We start from the raw sequence: 21,049 nt of genomic DNA, 5'->3' as shown, positions 1-21,049 counted from the left end.
CTGCAATGACCGAGCTCAACATCGTGGACTCCTAATCGACCGGCGTCTACGACGCTGCGATGGATGCCCGTCCTGCCGTCTGAAGACAGACTTTTCGCGGAATGCGAATCTCATTTCTATAACAAGACAGGTCTGTCTGTCTACCTATGCCAGCTAAGAGTATGTTGTGGGTTGCTATGACAACCTCCGATGTCGGAACGCCCGCCGCGTCGGCTCGTGAACGTATCCTGTCCGCGGCATATGAGCTGTTCAGTCGGCGTGGAATCCGTGCGGTCGGCACCGAAGAGGTGATCGACCGGGCCGGTGTCGCCAGGGCCACGTTGTACCGGCATTTCGCCACCAAGAACGACCTTGTGCTGGCCGTGCTGCAGCGGCGCGAGGAACTGTGGACCCACGGCCTGATCGAGGAGCAGTCACGGCAGCGGGGCGAGACGCCCGAGCAACAGTTGCTCGCGATCTTCGACGTCATGCACGACTGGATTCAGCTGCGTGACGGCTACGAGGGCTGCTCGTTCATCAACGTGCTGCTCGAACTCGGGCCCGATTCGCCTGCGGGACGGGCCTGCATCACCCACATCGAGCACGTACGCGACATCGTGCGTCAGCGCGCCGTGGCGGCGGGCCTGACCGACGTCGAGGACTTCGCCTCGTCCTGGCACATCTTGATGAAGGGCGCCATCATCCTGGCGGCCGTGGGCGACATTGATGCGGCGTTGCGTGCCCGCAGGATGGCCGTTGCCCTCATCGAAGAGCACCGTCCGGCTGCGCCCGAGGATCTCGGCGAGGCGGCCAGCTAACCGCTGTCTCAAGCTGCGTCGGCCGCGGTGCTGTCGGCGTTGCGGTAATGCTCGGCCTCGAGCTCGGCGATGGCCCGGGAGGTGCGTTCTCGCAGCGCGAAGGCGGCGATCAGCCCGAACACGATCGCGATGACCAGCGCTATCCAGGAGAACCGCTCCAGCCAGCGTTCCGCGGCCATTCCGGCGTAGTACACCAGCGCGGTCGTGCCGCCGGCCCAGCAGATGGCGCCCGAGACGTTCGCCGCCAAGAAGCGCGGGTAGTGCATCTTCAGGGCGCCGGCCAGCGGCCCGGCGAAGATCCGCAGCAGCGCGATGAACCGGCCGAGGAAGACCGCCCGAACTCCCCAGCGGTTGAACAGCTTTTCGGCCAACGCGACGTGTCCGGGACCGAAATGTTTGGGGAACCGCCGGCCCAGGCGGTCGAAGAGCGGCATGCCGAACCGGCGTCCGATCGCGTACCCGATCGAGTCGCCGACCACGGCGCCGATCACCGCCGCGACGCCGACGCCGACGGGGTTGACGGGCAGATCGTCGTGCGACGACATCAGCGCGGCGCTGACCAGGATGATCTCCCCGGGAAGCGGAATGCCCAGGCTTTCCAGCCCGACCACACCGCCTACCACCAGGTAGACCGCGAGCGGCGGGATCGCGTGCAGCAAAGCCTCCACATCCATGCGTCCAGGATGCCTGACCGTCCGGCGATACGCGCCCTAAACCCTCCGGGTCGCGTCGGCCGGTCGGCTCGGCGCGCTGAGGCTCTCCAGCTGGGGCCGTTTGGGCTCGCGGCCGTCGGCCGACGACAGGCCGCGCAGGCGCCGCCAGATCCACGGGAAGAAACTGTCCTGCGTCCAGCGCAATTGCTCGTAGGTGCCCGTGGTCAGCGACCGGCGCCTCGCATCGGGGCTCCCGTGGGCCCAATCATGGTTGCTGCCGGGCAGATTCAATGCCTCGGCGGCCGCGGCGGCGAACAACATGTGCCCCTTGGTGGAGGCGTGCACCCGGTCGATGGCCCAGGTGTCCAGCTCGCGCATCGACGGCGCGTTGTACAGGTCGACGAGCCGGAAACCGTAGCGATCGGCGGCGGCCGTGATCGCCGCATTGATGCGGGCGAGACGCCCGGACACCAGCCGACCGAGCGGCAGGAACTGCGCGACGTTCGGGAAGGTCGTCGTCACCACCGTCGCGCCGGATCTGGCCAGCGCGGCGTAGACGTTTTCGAGGTCGGCCAGGGCCGGACCGAACGACCGCCCCGGCTGGATGACGTCGTTCATCCCCGCGCAGACGGTGATCAGGTCGGGCCGCATCGCCAGGGCCAGCGGGACCTGCTCGGACAAGACGTCGGCGACCCGTTTGCCGCGGATCGCCAGGTTGGCGTAGTGCAGTCCCGGATACAACGAGTCGATCGTGACGGCGAGCCGGTCGGCGAATCCGAGGAGACCGACGACGTCGTCGCCGTCCCACAAGCCCTCGGTCTGACTGTCCCCGATGGCGACGTAACGGCGATATCCAGACGGAATAGCCCCGAACACGAAGCCGAGAGTAATAGCGATCGCGATCGCGGTGTGGTAGGCATGGCCGCCACTTGCCGCGCGCGGCCGTGCTCAGCTTGCTGTGAGTCGCAACCGGCGCGAGTACCTTCGCTGTCATGGCGAGAAAGAGCGAGCGGGCCACGGCCGCGCCGGCCGCCGATTCGCTTGCGCCGCAGTATCCGATCGAGTCGGTCGACAACGCACTCAAGCTGCTGCTGCTGCTGGGCGAACAACCCCAGATCCGGTTGAGCGAGGCCACCCGCTACCTGGGCGTGGCGTCGTCCACCGCGCATCGGTTGCTGGCGATGCTGGCCTACCGCGGGTTCGTCCGGCAGGACCCGGTGTCGAAGGCGTACCTGCCCGGACCGGCGTTGACCGGTGTGGCGTTCGCGATCTTCGGCCGCATCGACATCCAGCGATCGGCCGCCCCGATCATGCGAAGCCTCGGTGAGCAACTGCGCGAAACCATCCACGTCGGGATGTTGGACGGCGCCAGCGTCCGCTTCATCGCCGCCGTCGAAGGCCCGGCCGCGGTCCGGGTGGCTTCGCGGCTGGGCCGCACCATGCCGGCGCATTGCACGTCCACGGGCAAGGTCATGCTGGCGCAGCTGCCCGAACCGGAGCTGCGTCAGCTGCTGCCGCACGAGCGGTTGGAACGCATCACGGCCGCGTCGATCGGCAGCCGGACCGAGTTGGAGGCCGAGCTCGCCGCTATCCGCGAGCGCGGCTACGCCATCAACCGCGAGGAAAGCGAGGAAGGCGTGGCTTCGGTCGCGGTGCCCATACCGACGCGGGCGCCGGGCCTGCGCCTCGCGCTCAACGCCGCCGCCCCGCAGTATCGGCTGGACGCCTCCCGCTACGGCGCGGTGGCCGCGGCTCTTGGCAAGGCGGCCAAGGAGATTGGCGACCAACTCGGCTGAGACGGCGCCCCGAACGCTGCCCGGCGACCGCGGCATTGTCATGGCCGTGCGGGGGATGGCGCGGGGTTTGATACCGTCCGCGCTACCAGCGCTCTCCGCAAGGATGTGTGCACTCCCGTTTTTGATAGCGCCCGCGCTATCAAATTCCGCGTGAGCCATATGGTCCGGAGAGCCGCGCCTCCCCGGGACATGAGAGACTCCCGATCTTGATAGCGCCGGTGCTATCAAATCCGGCGTGAGCCGCCATCGACCACGTGACAGCTGCTGGTGCCCGAATGATTTGAGTATTCTTACGGATTCCGGCGAGCAGCGCGCTGCCGCAGGCTCTTTGGCATGACCGTTCCCAATAGCATCTCCAAAACCACAGCCGCATTCTTCGTTCAGGCCGCCGTCGCGTTCGCGATCAGCCTCGTGGCAGCGCTGGGCGGGATCTACTTCCTTCCGCTCGATGGGTGGCAGCGATCGTTTCTCGGCATCACCTTCCTGTTCTTGGTGTCGAGCGCGTTCACCCTGGCCAAGGCGATCCGCGACCAACAGGAAGCCGCGACGGTGCGCGTGCGCCTGGACGAAGCACGCATCGAGAAACTGCTGGCCGACTACGACCCGCTCAACGCCGCCTCGAATTGAGTAGTACTACTCACGCCTGACGCGTAGAACTGCGCGGGCGCGGGCCCTGCGCGATCGGCGATGCTCTTCATGACAGCCCGCCGATTAATCCCCTTGTTCACCAACAGATTCCCCGAAAGGGCCGGTACATCCCCATGGCAGCTCTCGCAAGATTCCCCGACGTCGCCGAGGTGGCGGCGGCCACCCCGGCCGACCGCGATCGCGTACTGGACGTCATCCGCATCACGTCGCTGATCGGTGTGGTGCTCGGCCACACCGTGATGGCCATCAGCATCATCGAAAACCACGTCTTGATCTGGGATAACCTGCTGACCACCTCGGTGGTGTTTCAGGCAGCGACCTGGCTCCTACAGATCGTGCCGCTGTTCTTCTTCGCCGGCGCCGCGGCCTGCCTATCGTCGTGGTCTGCCGGCACAAACTGGGGTGACTGGCTGATGAAACGCTGCACCAGACTGTTCCGGCCGGTGTTCTATTACCTGGCGTTTTGGGCGGTCGCGCTGACGGTGCTGTATCGAACTCTGCCGCAACACATCTACGAGCCGGTCGCCGGTGTCAGTACGCAGCTGCTGTGGTTCTTGGGCGCCTACGTGCTGGTGCTGGCCGCCATGCCGGTGTTGTACCGCATCAACAGCGCCGGGCGCCTCGCCGCCGCTGTGGCCGGCGTCTACGCGGCGATCGCGGCGATCGACGCCATCCGGCTGCACTGGCCGGCCATGATGCCGCTGGGCTACCTCAACCTGGCCGTCTGGCTCATCCCCGCCATGTTCGGCATCGCCTACCGCCGCCGGCTGCTCACCGGGCGCGCCGCACTCGTCATCGCGGCCATCGGGTTCGCCGTCGACGTCGCGCTCGTGCACTGGGGTCCGTATCAGATCAGCATGGTGGGCACCGGTGATCACCAGCTGTCCAACACCAGCCCGCCGTCGCTGCTGTTGGCCGGGCACGCAATCATCCTGAGCGCCTTGGCTATTGCCGCCGCGCCGGCGATCGCACGCTGGGCCCAGCGACCGAGGGTGTGGTGGTGGACCGCCATTGGTAACTCCGGCGCCATGACGCTGTACTTGTGGCACATGCCCGTGCTGCTCGGCGCGCATTTGGTCTTCGACTGCCTCGGCTGCCCTCGTTACCCGGGCTCGCGGGATTTCCTCGCCGTCAGCCTCGCGCAACTGCTCGTCGTGGCGGTCGCCGTGGCGGTGCTTTTCGTGACGCTGCGGCCGCTGGAGAACAACCCACTGTCGGGCTGGGACGGCGCCCCGACCGTGAGAGGGCGCGGGCGGGGAGCGGCCATCGGCGCCCTGTTGTGCGTGGCGGGCGTGGCCATCCTTGCCGCCATCAGGTGGGGGCTCAAAGACGACGGCCTGGTGTGCATGGCCGTAATGGTGACCGCGTTGGTGGGCGCCCGCGTGGTGGCCGCCGCTTCGGCCAAGCGCCCCAACACGGTTCGCGGGTAGAAGCAGAATTCGTTGACCCGCAGGGCAGTCAGCTGGCTGCTCTGCGGGTCACGGCTCCTCGTCGAGGCCGTGCTCGATGGCGTAGCGCGCCAACTCGACCCGGTTGGCAACCTGAAGTTTGCGGAAGGTCGTCTGCACGTGGTTTTCCACCGTGCGGTGGCTGAGCGACAGCTTCTGGGCGATCTGCTTGGCGGACAGGCCCTTTGCCACATAGCGCAAAACCTCGGTTTCGCGTTCGGTGAGCGTGGGCCGAGCGGGACCGTCGCCCTTGCTCTGCGCCATCCGCCGGTATTCACCCAACACCAGCCCCGCCAGACTCGGAGTGAACACGGCGCGGCCTTCAGCGGTCGCTGTCACGGCTTGCGCCAGTTCTGATTTGGATGCGCTCTTGACCAGATACCCGGTCGCACCGGCCTTGACGGCTTCCAACACGTCGTCTCGCTCATCCGAGGCCGAGAGCACCAGCACTCGAGACGAGGGAGAGACCGCGAGCACCCCCGCGGTCGCTTGTGCGCCATCGCCGTCGGGCAGCTGCATGTCCATCACGACGACGTCGGGCTTGACCACGGCCGCCCGCCGCCCCGCCGCGGCAACGCCATCGGCGGTGGCGACCACGGTGAACCCCGCGTCGGCCAGGTCGCGGGCGACCGCGTCACGCCAGATGGGATGGTCGTCGACGACCATCACGGTCGTGGGGGTCTCATCGGCCATGGGGCGCCTTTCCGCGTGGCACGCACAACTCCCATTCGGCGCCTTCTCCCGGTTCGCTTCGCAGGTGGGCGCTGCCGCCCAGCGAAGTCAACCGCCCGACGATCGATTGCGAGATGCCCAAGCGCCCCTGCCCGGCCGCTTCCTCGAGCCGGCCGGCGGCGATTCCCACCCCGTCGTCGCGGATGCTCACCACAACGGAATCGCCGAGGTCTTCGACGAGCACGAACGCGTGCGCACCGGGCCCGGCATGTGCTTCCACGTTGTCCAGCGCGTTGCCCACCGCCGCGTCGAGCTCGGTGCCCACCCGGCGAACCACGGGCACCGGTGTCGCGGGCAGGCTCAGCGACACCCGGTCGGATTCCCGGCAGCGCAGCAGGGTGCGCAGATCGATGGTGGCGCCGTCGGTGTCATGGTCGATGTCCGTGCTGGCGAGCCATCGTCGTAGCGTGCGTTCCTGCTCGCTGGCCAGGTCGGCGAGTTCTGCTGTGGCGCCGCCGATTTCGTGGCCTTTCTTGGCCACCAGCGCCAGCACCTGGATGGCCCCGTCATGGACTTGGCGGGACAAGCGTTCCCGTTCCTGCACCGCGGCCGTCAATCGGGCCGCCTGTTGGAGCTCATCGTGGGCGCGCCGCGCGGTTTGGGCGGCCATGCCGATCGCCATGCCGATCGCCAGCTCGATGATGACGGTGGCGTTATGCCCAAGGTTGAGGGCGAGATAGTTCTTGACCGCGAAATTGGTGGCCATCACCACCAGGCCCGTGAGCATGCCACCGGCGGGGCCGAACTGGATAGCCGCCGAGATCGTGGGGTTGCTGGCCCACAGCGTTGTCGGCCAGGTCTGATTGTCGGCCGCCCAGTGGGGGGTGGTGACGATGGTGTTCGACGACATGAGCAGCACGACGATCACGACTTCGGCGAGTACCCACGCTGGTTTGCGACCGAACCCGCGTAAGTAAGCCACCGCGCACGCCGCGCTCCAGCCGATCAGCACCGCGAACAGCACCCAGCCCAGCGCGGGCCGACGCAGATCCGGGTTGATGGCGATCTGGAACCCTGCGGCGTAAATGCAGCTCAGCAGCCGGAACACTTGCGCCGCACGCCATAACGGCGTGGTGGGATCAAGGCTGTTTTTCGCCATCGTGGTCAGCATAAATGTGGGGCCTGATGGCGGTGGGGAAGACTGGCGTGTGACGCAACGTCAGTCGGCCGGCAACCGTGCAACTTCGTGCCGCCAGGCGGCCTCGGCGATGAACGAGGGCCCCAGGTCGGGCAGGTCTTCCCAGTCGGCGTCGTCGATGTCCCGCAGGGTCCCGCCCGCGCCTCGCACCCGCAACGACATTCGGGCCAGCGCGTCGAGGCTGATGGCCTGCAGCACCGCCTCCGGCACGGTGGCGGCCGCGCTGGTGATCCCGTGTCCGCGGCAGATGACCACCGGCCGCCCGCGCATGGCGGCCACCATCTCCTTGCCCAGCGCCGGGGTGCGGATCAGCGCGGCGCGTTCGTAGACGGGCACGCCGCCGCGTGCGAGCCACGCGCCGGGAATGTCGTACGCACCGTAGATCGGCCGGATCGCGATGCCGGCCAGGTCGGCGGCGACCACGGCGGGCGGGTGCAGATGCGCCACGGAACGATGCCGGGGATCGGCCAACATGGTCTCGACGTGGATGGGCAATTCGTTGGGCACGCGATAGCCGTCGAGTTCGCCGTCGGCGCCTGCGCCGCCGTCGAAGGTGACGAGCCGGATGTCGCTGGGCCGGGTGAAAGCCACCCCGGTATCGGTGTCGCTGCGGCAGCGGACGAGCAGGCGCTCGTCGTCGACCCGCATGCTCAGGTGGCCGAGGATGCCGTCGACGAGGCCGCGGGCCGCGGCCACTCGGCAGCCCTGCGCCACCAACGCGCGCTGCTCGTCAAGGGGGGTCATCTTGGCGCACCCAGCCCGAATCCCCCGTCGGGACGGACGGTTTCGCCGGTGATCCCGCGGGCCCGGTCGGAGGCCAGAAACGCGAAGCTCCACGCGTGGTCCTGCCCGGAGAGCGCGACGTTCAGCGGCGTGCGCGCGGCCAGCTGTTGTGCCCGGTCGGCGGTGTCGTCCAGGCGGACGCCCCCGAGCCCCAGGCTGGCAAGCCCACGCAGGTCGGTGCCCAGCGTGCCGCCGGGCGCCACCCCGTTGACCCGGATCTGCGGCGCCAGCTCGTGGGCCAGGGCGGCCACCAGGCCGCGGACGGCGAATTTCGACGACACGTACAGCGCGCCACCACGTCCGGGATAGAACGACGACGCGGACTCGGTCAGGATGATCGAGGATCCCGTTCCGTCCCGCAGCCGGGGGAGCGCCGCCTTGACGGACTGCAGATGGCTGAGCACGTTGGTGCGAAACATCTCGTCGAACGCGCCGGGCAGGTCATCGGCGTCGATGTCGCCGATGCCGCGGTAGAAGTCGAAGACTCCGACGCAGTTGACCAGCGTGTCCAATCCGCCGTAGGCGTCCACCGCGGCGGCGACCGCTTGGTCATTGGCTTCCCGGGTGGTCGCGTCGCCGTCGACGACCGGAACATCGGGCAACTGCCGGCGCAAGTTCTCGCATTTTTCGTGATCACGTTCCAGCGCAGCAACTTTCGCGCCCTCGCTGCGAAACACGTCCACCACGGCCCGGCCGATCCCGGAACCGGCGCCGACGACCAGCGCGCGCTTGCCCTCAAGCCAGCCGGTCATCACCCTCCTCGGCTTCATCGGGCAGCAGCGGCGCGTGGGAATTGCCGACCATTGCCGCCAGGGTGCGACCGTTCTGCCATGTCAGGGCCTCGACCTCGAGCGCGTCCAAGGTGATCCATTGCCCGGATCGCGGTGCGCCGATCAGCAGCCTCGACCCGTTTCGGGTGTCGACCCGGCGCACCACCACCTCGGTGAACTCGTTTGCGACGACGAGGGGTTCGCCGACCGCGCCGTCCAGCAGCCGCTGCAGTTCGTCATTCATAGGAACACCGCCAGGTTTTGCATCCGGAGCACCGACTCGTCGGCGATGATATTGCGCCGGGCCAGCTTCCAGCGATCATCGCACCAGCGCAGCACGTCCTCGCGCCCGCACGACAGCAAGGCGCTTTCGTTCACGTCGCCCCGGCTGCGGAACAGCAGTTCGGCCGATTCGACCCACAGTTGCGCCGGGTCGTCGTGCTCGAAGGTGCGCACGTTGGTGACGAAGTGGCGCAGCCGCGACGGCGGATCCTCGGCCCAGGCGTGTTCGGTGCCCATCCGCGCGACGCGCTGGCTCAGCGAATATCTGTCCTCGTCGAAGTGCGCCATGCCCGGGGAGGCGTCGAACCCGGCTCCGCGCGCGGTGGTGACCCGCACGGGCATCACGTAGCGGACATCGTCGGTCATCGTGTCCAACCACGCTTCGTACTGCTGGGCATCCAGCAGATATGCCTCGTCCACCAGGAACTGGTGCGCCTGCAGGTGCCGGGCGTCATGAAACGGCAAGGACGGCAACGCCTTTCTCATGCGCCAGCCCCCTGCAGGTAATCGGCCCACATGTTCAGCAGCGCGCGCTGGTTGTATTCGTTATAGCCGACCTGCGCGCGGCCCGGCCCGTGGAAAGCATCGGCGGCCAGCGGCTCGACCACCGGGCTGCCATCGGACAGCAGCCCCATCCGGCTGTTCAGCAGCAGCCGCCGGGCCATCGAACCGCCCGCGGTGGTGGTCAGCGACACCCAGTTCTCCACGTCGTCCTGCTCGAACATGCCGGTGGATCCGAAGCACATCAGATATGCCTTGTACGAGTCCTGTTTGTACTGCGGGGGAGCGGCGGAGTCCACCGCGAACCACGAGCAGACCTCGGTCTCGTTCTCGCTGATGGGCTGCCACAGCCGGATCGAGATGAAGGGCAGCACTTGGTCTTCGCGGTCATGCACCTTCGGCCAGTTATGCACGAAGCTCAGATTCGGAAAGCAGGTGGCAGCCGAGATCATGAAACCGTCCTCGCCGACCATCCGCTGCTGCCGCGACGTCCACACGCCTTTGATCCGGCCGATCATCTCGTCGGGATAGCCGACGTAGCGCATCCGTTCGTCGAAGCCACCCGGCGGAAGTTTGTAGGTGGTGCCGCCGCCGCGGTGCGCCCAGTAGGTGGCGCCGTCCTTGCGTTTCTGCGCTTTCGGCTCGCGGAACAGGCCGATGTCCACGATCGACGCGTGCGTGTGCGGCGTGTGGTACATGTCGCCGGCGAAGTTCTCGGCGCCGATCTTCCAGTTGGCCTTGATGCGCCAGCGCTGCGGCCCCCGCACTTCGAGGCCGCCGGCACTCTGTTTGGTGTAGAAGTCCAGATAGAACTTGAAGTCGCCGAGGAAGTCCTCGAGCGGCTCGGCGTTCGGGTCCATGCTGATGAACAGCAGACCGTTGTAGCTCGCGAATTTCGGTGCGGGCAGCAGGGTTTGGGCATTCCTGGCGAACCCGTCCTCGCCGCCGTAGGCCTCCCGATGAAACGGCAGGCCGGTGAGCTGGCCGTCGTTGCGGTAGGTCCAGCCGTGGTAGGGGCAGCGGAAGTTGGAGGCGTTTCCCATCTCCGCGCGGCAGACCTGCATGCCCCGATGCAGGCACATATTGAACAAGGCGCGCACATCGCCCGTCGAGTCGCGAGTGATGATGAAGGAGTCGTCGAGCACCCGGCGCACCACGTAGTCGCCGTCCTGCGGGATCTCGGACTCGTGCGCCGCGAACATCCACGCCCGTCCGAACAGCCGTTCCTTCTCCAGTGCGAACAGTTCACTGTCGTTGTAGATGTAAGCGGGGATCATCCCGTCGCGGACGCTGGCGAACACGCCATCGCGGGCATCGCGATGGGCCGTCATGGTGACCCCCTCACACCCTAATTGTCTGCTGTGCAGAGAAGTATTCCGCTAAGTAGAATCCCGCATCTACCCGCCGCCGGTCAATCGCGACGCTTGCCGGGCCCGCTCCGCGGTCAGGGTTTTACAAGAATGCTTTCTGGTAACTCACAGGTTTCTGACAACTAAGCGGCCAGAAGCCCGGGCTACGGTGGTCACGTCAGCTCCGCTGCGCATGTGAGCGTGCGGTAATCAAGGGGTAAACGGTTCGATTTTGCGTGCGCGGCCGAATTATGGCGACGTATGTGAGGAAGGCGGGTGCAATGGCTGCTCGGTCACTGGATGGTCGATTGCAGAAACTCGGATCGCGAGTGGTGTCCGCCATCGGGCGTCAAGAGTGGCTGGATCGGCCGAGCTACCGGTTCGAACACGTGTTGAGCTTCGCCTTCAACGGCCTGGGCAGCGCCCGCAACACGGTGACCAACGCGCTGCATGGGGTCTGGCTCGGCCACCCGGTGCACCCGCCGCTGGCGTCGTTGACGAGCGGCGCGCTGGGAACCACCGTCGCGTTGGACGCCCTGAGCCTGCTGCCGGGCCAGCCCGCCACCGAAGTCCGCGACGCGTCGAAGTTCGCGTCGCGCGCCCTGGGGGTGGGCATTCTGGCCAGCATCGGGTCGGCCGTCACCGGCGTCACCGATTGGCAGCACACCCACGAATCCGATCGCCGGGTCGGTGCCGTGCACGGTCTGGTGAACCTGGTGGCCACGGGGCTGTACGCGCAGTCGTGGTGGGATCGGCGCCGAGGCCGGCACGGACGCGGCATCGCGCTGACCGCACTGGGTTACGGCATCACCGTCGCGGGCAGCTACCTCGGTGGGGCGCTGGTGTTCGAGTCCGGCATCGGAATCGACCAGTCGGGCGCGCGGCTGCGCACCGCGGAATGGACGCCAGTGCTGCCGGCGGCTTCGCTGAACGGAAAGCCGGTGCGTGTCGAGGTCGACGGGGTGGGGCTGGTGGTGTGCCAGACCCGCCCCGGGGAGGTCGCGGCGTTCGGGGAGTTGTGTCCACACCTGGCCGCCCCGATGGCCGATGGCTGGATCGACCGTGGCCGGCTCGTATGCCCTTGGCACGGTTCGTGGTTCGCGGCCGAGACGGGTGACGTTCGGCGCGGCCCGGCGGCTGCCCCGCTGCCGTGTTACCAGGCGAGGTTGGTCAACGGAATGGTCGAAGTTCGGGGCGAACCCGAGCCCGGGCTCGGTGCAGCGGTGGGAATCGGAGAAGGGAAAGCGCAATGAACGCCTACGACGTGCTGAAGGAACACCACATAGTGATCAAGGGCCTCGGCCGCAAGGTCAGCGAGGCGCCGGTGAATAGCGAAGAGCGGCATGCCCTTTTCGACGACATGCTGATCGAGCTCGACATCCACTTCCGCATCGAGGACGACCTGTACTACCCGGCCCTCAAAGACGCCACCAAGCTGATCGCCGTCGCTCATGCCGAGCACCGCCAGGTGGTCGACCAACTCTCGGTGCTGCTCAGGACCCCGCAGAGCGCCCCGGGTTACGAGGACGAGTGGAACTCCTTCAAGACGGTGCTGGAGGCGCACGCCGACGAAGAGGAGCGCGACATGATCCCGGCTCCCCCCGAGGTCAAGATCACCGACGCGGAGCTCGAGGAACTGGGCAACAAGATGGCCGCGAAAATGGAGCAATACCGCGGGTCCGCCCTCTACAAGATGCGCACCAAGGGGCGGGCCGCGCTCGTGCGCTCGCTCTAAGTCCGGCCGCGTCGCCGATTTGCGCGGCGTGCGGGGTCATCGAGAGTAGCGTCACGGCACATGAACCCCGAGTGTCTCGCGTCCCAGCGGGACATCACGGCCGAGATCGCCAGCATCGCAGCCGAATACCGGGAGAGCGAAGCGCAGCCCCGGCTCGACTACCCGCCCTACCGCAGCACCACCCTGCGCCACCCCAAACAACCCCTGGTGCCGGTCGATCCCGAGGAGGTCGAACGCTGGGCGCCGTGCTTCGGCCACCAGGACGTCGACCCGGTCGAGGCTGACCTGACGGCCGGCCACCCGGGCCAACCCCTCGGAGAACGCGTCGTCGTCGCCGGGCGGGTGCTCGACGGCTCGGGCAAACCGGTGGCGGGTCAGTTGATCGAGATCTGGCAGGCCAATGCCGGCGGCCGGTACCGCCACCAGCGTGACCAGCACCCGGCTCCGCTCGACCCGAACTTCACCGGCGCCGGCCGGTGTCGGACCGGGCCGGACGGGTCGTACCGCTTCCTGACCATCAAGCCCGGCCCGTATCCCTGGCGTAATCACCGCAACGCGTGGCGCCCGGCGCACATCCACTTCTCCCTCTTCGGCACCGCCTTCCCGCAGCGCCTGGTCACCCAGATGTACTTCCCCGGCGACCCGCTGTTCGACCTGGATCCGATCTTCCAGTCGGTCCTCGACCCCGCCGCGCGTCGACGGCTGATCGCCCGCTACGACCACGACCTCACCGAGCCGGAGTATGCGACCGGGTATCGGTGGGAGATCGTGCTCTCCGGTGGCGCCCGAACGCCGGTCGAGGACTTCGATGGCTGAATTCGCTTGTACCCCAGGGCAAACGGTCGGGCCATTCCTGGACCTCGGGCTGCCGTATCCCGGGGACAGCGCCCTGGTCGACGATGGTCATCCGCACGCCGTCCGGCTACACGGTACGGTCTACGACGGCGCAGGCGACGGCGTCCCGGACGCCCTGGTCGAGCTGTGGCAACCCGATGGCACCGGACGAATCCCGCGGCAGGCCGGCTCGCTGCGCCGCAATGTCCCGACGTTCACGGGCTGGGGCCGGTCGGCGACCGACGCCGCCGGTCATTACGGCTTCACCACCGTAACGCCCGGTTCGGCGAGCGTCGGGCGGCCGCCGTTCTTCGCCCTGACCGTCTTCGCGCGGGGCCTGCTGGACCGGTTGTTCACCCGGGCCTACCTGCCCGGCGGCGACGTGAGCGCCGACCCGCTGCTGACGAGCCTCGATGCCGAGCGGCGCGCCAGCTTGCTCTGTGACGCCGAAAGCGGTTGCAGGCAATACCGTTTCGACATCCACCTGCAGGGTCCGCGCGAGACCGTGTTCTTGACGTACCGGGACGGTGGGCGATGACCAACCTGCTGTGGCCCGGCGACCACCGGGCCCGAGACCACATGACGGATCGGGCCCTGCTGGAATCGATGGTCGCGGTGGAGGCCGCCTGGCTGGACGCCCTCGTCGCCGGAGGCCTGGCCCCGGCCGAGTGCGCCGGGATGGACCTGCCAATGCTGTTGACCTTCAACGATTGTGAATCCCTGGCAGCCGCCGCCGAGGACGGCGGCAACCCCGTCATCGGTCTCGTCGCCCTGCTGCGGCAGCGTGCGGCGCCGGCCGTCGCGCCGTGGATCCACCGGGGACTCACCAGCCAGGACGTCCTGGACACCGGCCTGATGCTCGGAGTGCGCGACGTGGTCGGCGAGCTGAAAGCGCAGCTCGCGGAGCAGATCTCGACGCTGACCGAGCTCGCCACCCGGCACCGGGCGACGCCCATGGTGGCCCGCACCCTGACCCAGCACGCGGCACCGACCACGTTCGGCGCGAAGGCGGCCGGCTGGCTGAACGGCGCCGTCGACGCCGTCGAGGGGCTGTCCGCGGTGGTAGCTCCGATCCAGATCGGCGGGGCCGCCGGGACACTGGCGGCCAGCACGGAGCTGGCAGCGCTGCTCACCGGCGCCGACGACCCCGCCGAGGTCTCGATCGGCCTGGTGCAAAGCGCGGCGACGGCTTTGGGTCTGACCGTCCGACCGCCCTGGCACACGACGCGAACGCCGGTCACCGCGGCCGCCGACGCGTTCGTCGGCTGCACCGACTCCTGGGGCCGCATCGCCTCGGACATCGTCACCCTGGCCCGCCCGGAGATCGGCGAACTGAGCGAGCCGGGCGGCGCGAACCGCGGCGGCTCGTCGTCGATGCCGCACAAACGAAACCCGGTGCTGTCCATCCTCATTCGCCGGGCCGCGCTTTCCGCGCCGCAGCTGGCGGCGACCCTGCACACCGCCGCGGCGCTGGCCAACGACGAACGGCCCGACGGCGCCTGGCACGCCGAGTGGGATGCACTGCGTACCTTGGCCCGGCGCACCGTGGTCGCCGGATCCCAATGCGCCGAGCTGCTGGCGGGGCTGGTGGTGCACGCCGATCGGATGTCCGAAAACCTGGCTGCGGCAGACGTTCTGGGGGAGCAGAAGGCGATCGCCGACTTGGCGGGGAGGCCGGCGTCGCCGAGCTACTTGGGAGCGGTGGACCGGCTGATCGACGAGAGCCTGGACCGAGCCCTCCGGGCGCTGGGTCAGCGCTGATAGATGCTGGCCAGCCAGATGTGCAGCAGCGTCTCGATCGCCCGGTCCTCGGGCATCGCCTCGTCCTCGGCGGTGAATGTCGCGGCCATCACCCGCTCGCTCAACATGTTGAGGGCCACCGACAGCTGCTCCGCCGGGACGGTGTCGGGGGCGGCGCCCCGGCCGCGCTCCGCCTTGATGGCCGCCGTGGTCAGCAAGATCCACCTCTGCATGAGCGTGGACCACAATTGCCGCACCTCGGGGTTGGTCGCCTTCGCCGAGGCGCCCGCCACCGCGACCGCCGGGTGAGCGCCCGACACCTCGAAGAACGCCTCGATGCGGGCCCGCCAGAGCTCCGCGGGGTCATCGGTCGATATGCCGCCGAGCGACATGAGGGCCGCATGCGCCTTGGCGTTCATCTGGTCGAGCAGCGACAGCAGCACCGCGTTCTTCGATGGGAAATAGAAGTAGAAGGTGGGACGCGAAATCCCGGCGCCTTTTGCTAGGTCGTCGACGGAAAAGTCCGCGAGCGGCCGTTCCTGCAGCAGGCGTTCGGCCGTGGCCAGTATCGCCTGTTCGCGGTCGTCGCCCGAGTGCGGAGCCGACCGGCGGCCCCGCGAGGCATGCAGGTACTTGGTCTGTGTCGGGAGGTCGGACACGCCCGTTACTGTTGGGCACGACGATATACGCGAACGAAACTGTCGATTAAGCCCAGCAATAATGTCGATTAAGTTCGACATTTTCTTCGTATGCGTCAACGTATTTGCTGGCCGTTTCAACCCACCGACCCGGCGTCGCGGCGGGTCGACGAACGACCTCACGATTCGGGACTTCCGCCCCTACTCGGGCCCTGGCTCGGAATGGTCGCATCTGGTGGTGACAAAGAACGACGACGGCACCAAGACATGCCGCATCGACGTGCTGGTCGAGGATCGCGACGAACGGACCCGGGCGAAGGCGCGGTTGTCCTGGGCGGGCAAGACCCTCGTCGGCGTCGGCCTGGCGCGACTCGACCCGGCAGATCAGCCCGTGGCCGCGATCGGCGACGAGCTCGCGATCGCCCGCGCGCTGTCCGATCTGGCGAATCAGCTGTTCGCTGCGACATCCGTCGACATCCAAACCAGTACCCACGAACCCGTCACGGGTCTGCATCACTGAGCGATCAGCGAAGAAGCAAGAAAGCCACCATGAGACACCGACCCGATTTACCGGGCGCCTTCGACGTCCAGATAACGACGCACGGTCAGCTGCCCGACGCCGAGGAATACGCGCGCACCAAGATCGGCGAGCTCGGCCACCTCGCCCACGAACCGGTGCTGCGCGCCCACGTCAGGTTGGCCGAGCACCGCGACCCCGCGGTGACCCGCCGGGTGATCGCGCAGGCAAGCCTGGACGTCAACGGCCGGCCGGTGCGCGCACAGGTCGAAGGCGTCACCGCGCGCGAAGCCATCGATCGACTCGAAGCGCGACTGCGTCGCCAACTCGAGCGTGCGGCCGAGCACTGGGAAGCCAAGCGAGGCGGCATGCCCCGGCCGCATGAATGGCGGCATGAAACCGAACACAACCACCGGCCCAAGTACTTCCCGCGACCGGAAAGCGAACGCCGGATCATGCGGCACAAGTCCTACAGCCTGCCCACCTGCACAGTCGAAGAGGCCGCGCTGGAGATGGAGCAGCTCGACTACGACTTCCACCTCTTCACCGAGGAGGGCACGCAGCAGGACAGCGTGCTATACCGCGAAGGTCCGACCGAATACCGCCTGGCACAGGTCAATCCGGGCTCTGCTGATCAGCTGGCGCCGTTCCAGTTGCCGCTGACCGTCAGTCCGCAGCCGGCACCGCGGCTGGACGTCCAGCAGGCCATCGAGCGGATCGGCTTGCTCGGCCTGCCGTTCCTGTTCTTCGTCGACACCGCCCGGGATCGTGGCAGCGTGTTGTATCACCGCTACGACGGCCACTACGGACTCATCACGCCGGCGAGCGAACACCAATAGACCAACCGAAGCCGCGGCGGTCCCGGCAATCCCCCCGTCCGGGACCGCCGCTCCAAACCTATTGCAGCGCGGGCGGTTCGCGCCTACGCGCCGCGACGACGAATCCGGTCGCCCGCGGCGTAGCGCAGCAGGGCGCCCACTCCTTCGGCGGGTGCCATCAACTGACCGGCCCGGACCAACGAGGCGCCCACCGCGATGGCGTTGAAAGGCAACGCCTCATCGGCCCGTGCCACCCGTGCCACGGGTTCGCCGAGTTCGGACAGCGCGTCGGCGTCGGCCGCGATGGTGGTCAGTGCCGTGCCGGTGACCACGGTGGCATCGCCGAGCTCGCCGACGATCAGCGTGTCGACGTTACCGTCGCGAAGGGCCCGGCAGACCTCGGCAAGGCCTTCGGTCGCCCGCCCGGATCCGCGGCCGATCTCCGCTTCGAATCGTTGGGCCAGGGCGGACATCTCGATTCCACGACGCCGGGCGAACTCCTCGCCCTTCAGCTCGCTCATCTCTTCGTCGTCGCAATGGCTCTTGCGGGTTCCGGCATGCAACTCCGACACCCGTTCGCCGACCCGCTCGGGCAGTTCGGCAACCAGATCCGCGAGCGAACGCACTTCCCCGCACAAGAACACCACTTCGGGATCCGCGTCGTCCACCAGGCGCGTGAGTTCGTCGGCGACCGCACGGCAATTCATTCGAATGGCTTCCTCGGTCGTGTGCTGAAAATCGCCGTAGCCGTTCCAACCGGCAGTCGTCGGCTTGTGCACCGGATAGCCGCCGCCCTCAACGCTTTCGGAGCTGACGGCACCGCCTCGATACAGGCTGATGTCCGCCCCGGCACGGTCGATCGCGGCGAACACGTAGGTGGGGCGCCGAATTTCCGAATCGATCAACGGCACGAGGTAGGGATACTCCGACACCCGAATCACCGTGGCCGGCGGCGGATTGATCAGGTGCTCGTTGATCAGCACATGTTCGGCGGTCGCGATCACCGCGCGGCCGCGCCGTCCGACAGCCGGTCGATGATGCAGCACCGCATCCTCGAGCATGCCGACGATTGCCCCGTCGGCGCCCATCTCGTGCAAATGCTGACGGATGCCGTTCCATTTCGCTTCGAGCTGCTCGGCGGCGTCCAGGCTGTCGTGCGAGTCGTCGAAATATACCGAGGCGAATGGGCCTTTCACTTTTACCAGCCACCTGAGGCGATCTGATTGCATGCCATCCCTCTTCACTGTTGCCGTTGCCGATATCCGCCCACCGTATGGACGGTGGACGTGGCTCCACGAGAGTCGTTAGCCCCCAGCACCGGGTCTTAGGTCCCGGGCCAAGGCCCGGTTGTCAATGCTCGTAGAGGGCCTCGAGGCGGTCGGAGAATTTGTCGATGACCGCCTTCCGGCGCAGTTTCATGCTCGGCGTCAGATCGCCCGACTCAACGGTCAGTTCGCGGTCGGCGATCGTGAACTTCTTGATCTGTTCCCAGCGATTCAGTTCGGCGTTCAGGGCGTCGATGTATCCGGCGATCAGCTGCTGTGTCTTGTCGTCACGCGCTATCTCGGCGAAGGACTTGCCCGCCAGGCCATTCTTATTGGCCCAGTCGGAGATCGCCTCGCTGTCGAGGCTGACCAGGGCGACACAGTATGGCTTGCCCTCGCCGTAGACCAGCAGCTCGCTCACGTACGGGCATGTGCCTTTGAACCGGGCATCGATCGCCGACGGCGCCACGTACTTGCCCTGGGAGGTCTTGAACATGTCCTTTTTGCGGTCGGTGATCCGCAAAAATCCGTCGGGGTCGACCTCTCCGATGTCGCCGGTGTGGAACCACCCGTCCTCGTCCAGCGCCTCGGAGGTGGCGTCCGGCAGGTCGTGGTAGGCGGTCATCAGGCCCGGCCCTTTGAGCAATACCTCGCCGTCGCCGGCGATCTTCACATCGGTGGCGGGGAATGGCCAGCCCACGGTCCCGAGCCGATAAGCGTTGGGGCGGTTGATGAATGATGCCGCCGCGGTCTCCGTCAGCCCGTAGCCCTCGAGCACGATGATGCCCACGGCGTCGAACCACTGGGCGACGTCGCGGTCCAGCGCGGCGGCGGCGGAGACGAAGAACCGCAGACGTCCGCCGAACCGCTCGCGGATGTTGGTGAACACCAGGCGGTCGGCCACCTTGTAGGCCAGCGATGTCGTAAGCGAGGGCTTTCTACCGGTCTGCCGGGCTTCCGACACCTTGATACCGACCTTGATCGCCCAGTCGAACATCATTTTCGTGAGGCCGCCCTGTTCGGCGACCATGTCCTGGACGCGGGCGTGCGCCTTTTCGAAGATGCGCGGTGCCGCGCCCATCAGGGTGGGCCGCAGGGCGGCCAGGTTGTCGACGATCCGCTCGACGCGGCCGTCGATGGCGGTGGCAAAGCCGATCTGCAGGGGCAGTGCCAGCATCACCTTGCCGAACGCGTGCGCCAGTGGCAGCCAAAGGAAATTCAGGTCGGTGGGGCCGAGGATGTCCAGCGAATCGATGGCCGCGGCGGTGTACGTCCACGCGCCGTGCGTCAGCCGCACGCCCTTGGGCCGCCCCGTGGTGCCGGAGGTGTAGATGAGGCTCGCCAGGTGATCGGGGCCGACGGCTGCGACCCGCTCGTTGACGGCCTCGGGTGAGTCCGCGAGCAGTTGCTTGCCCAACAGATCCAGGTCGGCGAGGGTGATCACCCAGTCGCCGTCGCCGTTGCCGTCGATGACGACGACCTTGCTGACGTCGGGCAGTTCGTCCCGGTGTTCGATCAGCTTGTCGAGCTGGGCCTGGTTTTCGGCGACCACCACCCGGCTCCCGGAATTGGCGACGATATACGCGACATCGGCGGCGTTCGTCGTCGGATACACGGTGGTGGTGGCGGCGCCCGCGCACATGATCGCGAAATCGACGAGCACCCACTCGTAGCGCGTCGCCGAGGCGAGCGCCACCCGGTCCTCATGCTCGATGCCCAGCGCGATCAGACCCGCGGCGAGATTGCTGACGCGTTCACCGACTTGCTGCCAGGTCACGCTCGCCCAGGTGTGGTCTTGCGGATAGCGGAAGGCCTCCGCGTGCGGGGTGGCGGCGACACGGTTGACGAACATCTGTGCCACCGAGGGCGCGCGGTTTTCTATCTTGTGGAAATCGGGCCTCTCCATTGAGGCCAGTGGTGCTTTCATAACGCGATCCATTGCTCCCGAAACGTTTACCGATGACATAGGCGAACCGGTATACCGTTCGATCCTGCGGAGCGCGGTGGCTACTCGGTAGTGACGAAAGTCATGTGGGGATCGGCAAACGTCCCCGGGACGCGGGCCCCCGTGCCGGCCGTCAGTCGGCCAGGGCAATCTCGATGGAGAGGCACTCGCCGAGGGCGTGCGCCGCGGACCAATCGCCGCCTTCGACCGCGCGTTCCAGGTCGTCGACCAAGGGGCTGTGGGCGCCGAGCTCCGCCAACCAAGCGGACACGGTCGCGGGTATCTGATGGGCGGGCACTCGGGCAACATGTCCCTCGTGGAGGCGATCGGTCAACTGATAGATCGTGGCTGTCGACCTGCGCTGCGACCAATGCGGCCGCCACTTCGCTGTATTCATGTTCCCTTCCCGCTAGCCCTAGCGATCCATCCGACCAGCCCTAAAGGTCCGGCCGTAGAGGCCAACAGCACGACTACCGAAAGGCTTTGGTCTTCCTTCCGGCCTGCCGAAGTCCCAGTCCGACAGGGTCTTTTGTCACTACCGTCACCTACTTACTTCTCCGGCGATGGCGGTGCAGGTCGCGTACCGTACATCGGGGAGGGTGCATCGCCACGTTACTCGTTTCGGGGGCACCGGATTACGAAATTGGCGAGATGACCGAT

General features: G+C 67.3%; 24 protein-coding genes. 11 read left to right on the top strand and 13 right to left on the bottom strand.

The features are described 5' to 3' along the window. Window positions 1-176 precede the first annotated feature (176 nt). Complete coding sequence (locus tag A5756_RS08020; protein WP_066950167.1) at window positions 177-797, top strand: TetR/AcrR family transcriptional regulator; 621 nt, start codon at window positions 177-179, stop codon at window positions 795-797. An 8-nt stretch (window positions 798-805) separates the two neighbouring features. Here the strand turns inward: A5756_RS08020 and A5756_RS08015 are convergent, their stop codons facing one another. Both A5756_RS08015 and A5756_RS08010 read right to left on the bottom strand, forming a co-directional pair. Next, window positions 806-1,471 (bottom strand): DedA family protein, encoded by a 666-nt coding sequence (locus A5756_RS08015; protein ID WP_066950164.1) that lies wholly within the window; start codon window positions 1,469-1,471, stop codon window positions 806-808. A 36-nt stretch (window positions 1,472-1,507) separates the two neighbouring features. Further along, on the bottom strand, window positions 1,508-2,326 hold the full coding sequence (locus tag A5756_RS08010; RefSeq protein ID WP_082948092.1) for an SGNH/GDSL hydrolase family protein: 819 nt from the start codon (window positions 2,324-2,326) through the stop codon (window positions 1,508-1,510). 116 nt (window positions 2,327-2,442) lie between these two features. Here A5756_RS08010 and A5756_RS08005 point away from each other — a divergent pair, with 116 nt between their 5' ends. The 3 genes from A5756_RS08005 to A5756_RS07995 all read left to right on the top strand — a co-directional run bounded on the left by A5756_RS08005 (window position 2,443) and on the right by A5756_RS07995 (window position 5,324). Next, window positions 2,443-3,246, top strand: a complete 804-nt coding sequence (locus A5756_RS08005) for an IclR family transcriptional regulator (RefSeq protein WP_066950162.1) — start codon at window positions 2,443-2,445, stop codon at window positions 3,244-3,246. A gap of 333 nt (window positions 3,247-3,579) precedes the next feature. After that, on the top strand, window positions 3,580-3,873 hold the full coding sequence (locus A5756_RS08000) for a YiaA/YiaB family inner membrane protein (RefSeq protein ID WP_066950159.1): 294 nt from the start codon (window positions 3,580-3,582) through the stop codon (window positions 3,871-3,873). Window positions 3,874-4,007: 134 nt separating this feature from the next. Beyond that, window positions 4,008-5,324 carry an acyltransferase gene (locus A5756_RS07995; RefSeq protein WP_066950157.1) on the top strand — a complete coding sequence of 439 codons (1,317 nt, stop codon included), beginning with the start codon at window positions 4,008-4,010 and terminating at the stop codon, window positions 5,322-5,324. A 48-nt stretch (window positions 5,325-5,372) separates the two neighbouring features. On the opposite strand, the gene A5756_RS07990 is transcribed toward A5756_RS07995, so the two are convergent. The 7 genes from A5756_RS07990 to A5756_RS07960 are packed head-to-tail and all read right to left on the bottom strand — an operon-like array spanning window position 5,373 to window position 10,879. Next, a complete protein-coding gene (locus tag A5756_RS07990; protein ID WP_066950153.1) occupies window positions 5,373-6,035 on the bottom strand; it encodes a response regulator transcription factor in 663 nt (220 codons plus the stop codon). Then, the gene (gene macS / locus A5756_RS07985) at window positions 6,025-7,185 is read right to left on the bottom strand and encodes a MacS family sensor histidine kinase (RefSeq protein ID WP_066950150.1); all 1,161 of its coding nucleotides are present in this window, start codon (window positions 7,183-7,185) and stop codon (window positions 6,025-6,027) included. The genes A5756_RS07990 and macS overlap by 11 nt, the downstream gene beginning before the upstream one ends. Window positions 7,186-7,233: 48 nt before the next feature. Continuing rightward, a complete protein-coding gene (locus A5756_RS07980; RefSeq protein WP_066950147.1) occupies window positions 7,234-7,956 on the bottom strand; it encodes a class II aldolase/adducin family protein in 723 nt (240 codons plus the stop codon). Beyond that, complete coding sequence (gene hcaB / locus A5756_RS07975; RefSeq protein ID WP_066950144.1) at window positions 7,953-8,747, bottom strand: 3-(cis-5,6-dihydroxycyclohexa-1,3-dien-1-yl)propanoate dehydrogenase; 795 nt, start codon at window positions 8,745-8,747, stop codon at window positions 7,953-7,955. Before hcaB ends, A5756_RS07980 begins: the two co-directional genes overlap by 4 nt. After that, entirely contained in the window at window positions 8,731-9,009 is a 279-nt protein-coding gene (locus A5756_RS07970) for a dihydrodiol dehydrogenase (RefSeq protein WP_066950141.1), read from the bottom strand. Before A5756_RS07970 ends, hcaB begins: the two co-directional genes overlap by 17 nt. Then, complete coding sequence (locus A5756_RS07965) at window positions 9,006-9,533, bottom strand: 3-phenylpropionate/cinnamic acid dioxygenase subunit beta (protein WP_066950137.1); 528 nt, start codon at window positions 9,531-9,533, stop codon at window positions 9,006-9,008. Before A5756_RS07965 ends, A5756_RS07970 begins: the two co-directional genes overlap by 4 nt. After that, window positions 9,530-10,879, bottom strand: coding sequence for an aromatic ring-hydroxylating dioxygenase subunit alpha (locus tag A5756_RS07960; RefSeq protein WP_066950134.1), 1,350 nt, complete (start codon window positions 10,877-10,879; stop codon window positions 9,530-9,532). Before A5756_RS07960 ends, A5756_RS07965 begins: the two co-directional genes overlap by 4 nt. 299 nt (window positions 10,880-11,178) lie before the next feature. Here A5756_RS07960 and A5756_RS07955 point away from each other — a divergent pair, with 299 nt between their 5' ends. Genes A5756_RS07955 through A5756_RS07935 form a run of 5 tightly spaced genes read left to right on the top strand, consistent with a single transcriptional unit; the run spans window position 11,179 to window position 15,227 of the window. Then, window positions 11,179-12,150, top strand: coding sequence for a Rieske 2Fe-2S domain-containing protein (locus A5756_RS07955; RefSeq protein WP_066950592.1), 972 nt, complete (start codon window positions 11,179-11,181; stop codon window positions 12,148-12,150). After that, window positions 12,147-12,632 carry a hemerythrin domain-containing protein gene (locus A5756_RS07950; RefSeq protein ID WP_066950130.1) on the top strand — a complete coding sequence of 162 codons (486 nt, stop codon included), beginning with the start codon at window positions 12,147-12,149 and terminating at the stop codon, window positions 12,630-12,632. The genes A5756_RS07955 and A5756_RS07950 overlap by 4 nt, the downstream gene beginning before the upstream one ends. Window positions 12,633-12,692: 60 nt before the next feature. Next, window positions 12,693-13,448, top strand: a complete 756-nt coding sequence (pcaH, locus tag A5756_RS07945) for a protocatechuate 3,4-dioxygenase subunit beta (RefSeq protein ID WP_066950117.1) — start codon at window positions 12,693-12,695, stop codon at window positions 13,446-13,448. Further along, the gene (gene pcaG, locus A5756_RS07940; RefSeq protein WP_066950114.1) at window positions 13,441-14,004 is read left to right on the top strand and encodes a protocatechuate 3,4-dioxygenase subunit alpha; all 564 of its coding nucleotides are present in this window, start codon (window positions 13,441-13,443) and stop codon (window positions 14,002-14,004) included. Before pcaH ends, pcaG begins: the two co-directional genes overlap by 8 nt. Beyond that, the gene (locus A5756_RS07935) at window positions 14,001-15,227 is read left to right on the top strand and encodes a lyase family protein (protein ID WP_066950111.1); all 1,227 of its coding nucleotides are present in this window, start codon (window positions 14,001-14,003) and stop codon (window positions 15,225-15,227) included. Before pcaG ends, A5756_RS07935 begins: the two co-directional genes overlap by 4 nt. On the opposite strand, the gene A5756_RS07930 is transcribed toward A5756_RS07935, so the two are convergent. After that, complete coding sequence (locus tag A5756_RS07930; protein WP_066950108.1) at window positions 15,218-15,865, bottom strand: TetR/AcrR family transcriptional regulator; 648 nt, start codon at window positions 15,863-15,865, stop codon at window positions 15,218-15,220. The genes A5756_RS07935 and A5756_RS07930 overlap by 10 nt on opposite strands. 217 nt (window positions 15,866-16,082) lie before the next feature. Here A5756_RS07930 and A5756_RS07925 point away from each other — a divergent pair, with 217 nt between their 5' ends. Both A5756_RS07925 and A5756_RS07920 read left to right on the top strand, forming a co-directional pair. Beyond that, complete coding sequence (locus tag A5756_RS07925) at window positions 16,083-16,364, top strand: DUF1876 domain-containing protein (protein ID WP_066950588.1); 282 nt, start codon at window positions 16,083-16,085, stop codon at window positions 16,362-16,364. Window positions 16,365-16,393: 29 nt separating this feature from the next. Then, on the top strand, window positions 16,394-17,200 hold the full coding sequence (locus A5756_RS07920; protein WP_066950105.1) for an HPF/RaiA family ribosome-associated protein: 807 nt from the start codon (window positions 16,394-16,396) through the stop codon (window positions 17,198-17,200). An 83-nt stretch (window positions 17,201-17,283) separates the two neighbouring features. On the opposite strand, the gene A5756_RS07915 is transcribed toward A5756_RS07920, so the two are convergent. The 3 genes from A5756_RS07915 to A5756_RS07905 form a co-directional block, all read right to left on the bottom strand. After that, the gene (locus A5756_RS07915) at window positions 17,284-18,408 is read right to left on the bottom strand and encodes a Vms1/Ankzf1 family peptidyl-tRNA hydrolase (protein ID WP_066950102.1); all 1,125 of its coding nucleotides are present in this window, start codon (window positions 18,406-18,408) and stop codon (window positions 17,284-17,286) included. A gap of 121 nt (window positions 18,409-18,529) precedes the next feature. Further along, entirely contained in the window at window positions 18,530-20,371 is a 1,842-nt protein-coding gene (locus tag A5756_RS07910; protein ID WP_066950099.1) for a long-chain fatty acid--CoA ligase, read from the bottom strand. 151 nt (window positions 20,372-20,522) lie between these two features. After that, window positions 20,523-20,786, bottom strand: a complete 264-nt coding sequence (locus A5756_RS07905) for a hypothetical protein (RefSeq protein ID WP_066950096.1) — start codon at window positions 20,784-20,786, stop codon at window positions 20,523-20,525. Between the last annotated feature and the right edge of the window lie 263 nt (window positions 20,787-21,049).

The sequence above is a fragment of the Mycobacterium sp. 852002-53434_SCH5985345 genome, assembly GCF_001667155.1.
GTDB lineage: Bacteria > Actinomycetota > Actinomycetes > Mycobacteriales > Mycobacteriaceae > Mycobacterium.
This window is presented reverse-complemented; position numbering and strand designations above follow the sequence as displayed.

What these genes read in the sequence shown, in the direction of transcription:
- pcaH (WP_066950117.1), top strand. Translation starts at nt 12,693, where the DNA reads ATGAACCCCGAGTGTCTCGCGTCCCAGCGGGACATCACGGCCGAGATC.
- hcaB (WP_066950144.1), bottom strand. Translation starts at nt 8,747, where the DNA reads ATGACCGGCTGGCTTGAGGGCAAGCGCGCGCTGGTCGTCGGCGCCGGT.
- A5756_RS08000 (WP_066950159.1), top strand. Translation starts at nt 3,580, where the DNA reads ATGACCGTTCCCAATAGCATCTCCAAAACCACAGCCGCATTCTTCGTT.
- A5756_RS07915 (WP_066950102.1), bottom strand. Translation starts at nt 18,408, where the DNA reads ATGCAATCAGATCGCCTCAGGTGGCTGGTAAAAGTGAAAGGCCCATTC.
- A5756_RS07910 (WP_066950099.1), bottom strand. Translation starts at nt 20,371, where the DNA reads ATGAAAGCACCACTGGCCTCAATGGAGAGGCCCGATTTCCACAAGATA.
- macS (WP_066950150.1), bottom strand. Translation starts at nt 7,185, where the DNA reads ATGCTGACCACGATGGCGAAAAACAGCCTTGATCCCACCACGCCGTTA.
- A5756_RS07980 (WP_066950147.1), bottom strand. Translation starts at nt 7,956, where the DNA reads ATGACCCCCCTTGACGAGCAGCGCGCGTTGGTGGCGCAGGGCTGCCGA.
- pcaG (WP_066950114.1), top strand. Translation starts at nt 13,441, where the DNA reads ATGGCTGAATTCGCTTGTACCCCAGGGCAAACGGTCGGGCCATTCCTG.
- A5756_RS08005 (WP_066950162.1), top strand. Translation starts at nt 2,443, where the DNA reads ATGGCGAGAAAGAGCGAGCGGGCCACGGCCGCGCCGGCCGCCGATTCG.
- A5756_RS07935 (WP_066950111.1), top strand. Translation starts at nt 14,001, where the DNA reads ATGACCAACCTGCTGTGGCCCGGCGACCACCGGGCCCGAGACCACATG.
- A5756_RS07965 (WP_066950137.1), bottom strand. Translation starts at nt 9,533, where the DNA reads ATGAGAAAGGCGTTGCCGTCCTTGCCGTTTCATGACGCCCGGCACCTG.
- A5756_RS07905 (WP_066950096.1), bottom strand. Translation starts at nt 20,786, where the DNA reads ATGAATACAGCGAAGTGGCGGCCGCATTGGTCGCAGCGCAGGTCGACA.
- A5756_RS07990 (WP_066950153.1), bottom strand. Translation starts at nt 6,035, where the DNA reads ATGGCCGATGAGACCCCCACGACCGTGATGGTCGTCGACGACCATCCC.
- A5756_RS07995 (WP_066950157.1), top strand. Translation starts at nt 4,008, where the DNA reads ATGGCAGCTCTCGCAAGATTCCCCGACGTCGCCGAGGTGGCGGCGGCC.
- A5756_RS07955 (WP_066950592.1), top strand. Translation starts at nt 11,179, where the DNA reads ATGGCTGCTCGGTCACTGGATGGTCGATTGCAGAAACTCGGATCGCGA.
- A5756_RS08015 (WP_066950164.1), bottom strand. Translation starts at nt 1,471, where the DNA reads ATGGATGTGGAGGCTTTGCTGCACGCGATCCCGCCGCTCGCGGTCTAC.
- A5756_RS07950 (WP_066950130.1), top strand. Translation starts at nt 12,147, where the DNA reads ATGAACGCCTACGACGTGCTGAAGGAACACCACATAGTGATCAAGGGC.
- A5756_RS07920 (WP_066950105.1), top strand. Translation starts at nt 16,394, where the DNA reads ATGAGACACCGACCCGATTTACCGGGCGCCTTCGACGTCCAGATAACG.
- A5756_RS07960 (WP_066950134.1), bottom strand. Translation starts at nt 10,879, where the DNA reads ATGACGGCCCATCGCGATGCCCGCGATGGCGTGTTCGCCAGCGTCCGC.
- A5756_RS07970 (WP_066950141.1), bottom strand. Translation starts at nt 9,009, where the DNA reads ATGAATGACGAACTGCAGCGGCTGCTGGACGGCGCGGTCGGCGAACCC.
- A5756_RS08020 (WP_066950167.1), top strand. Translation starts at nt 177, where the DNA reads ATGACAACCTCCGATGTCGGAACGCCCGCCGCGTCGGCTCGTGAACGT.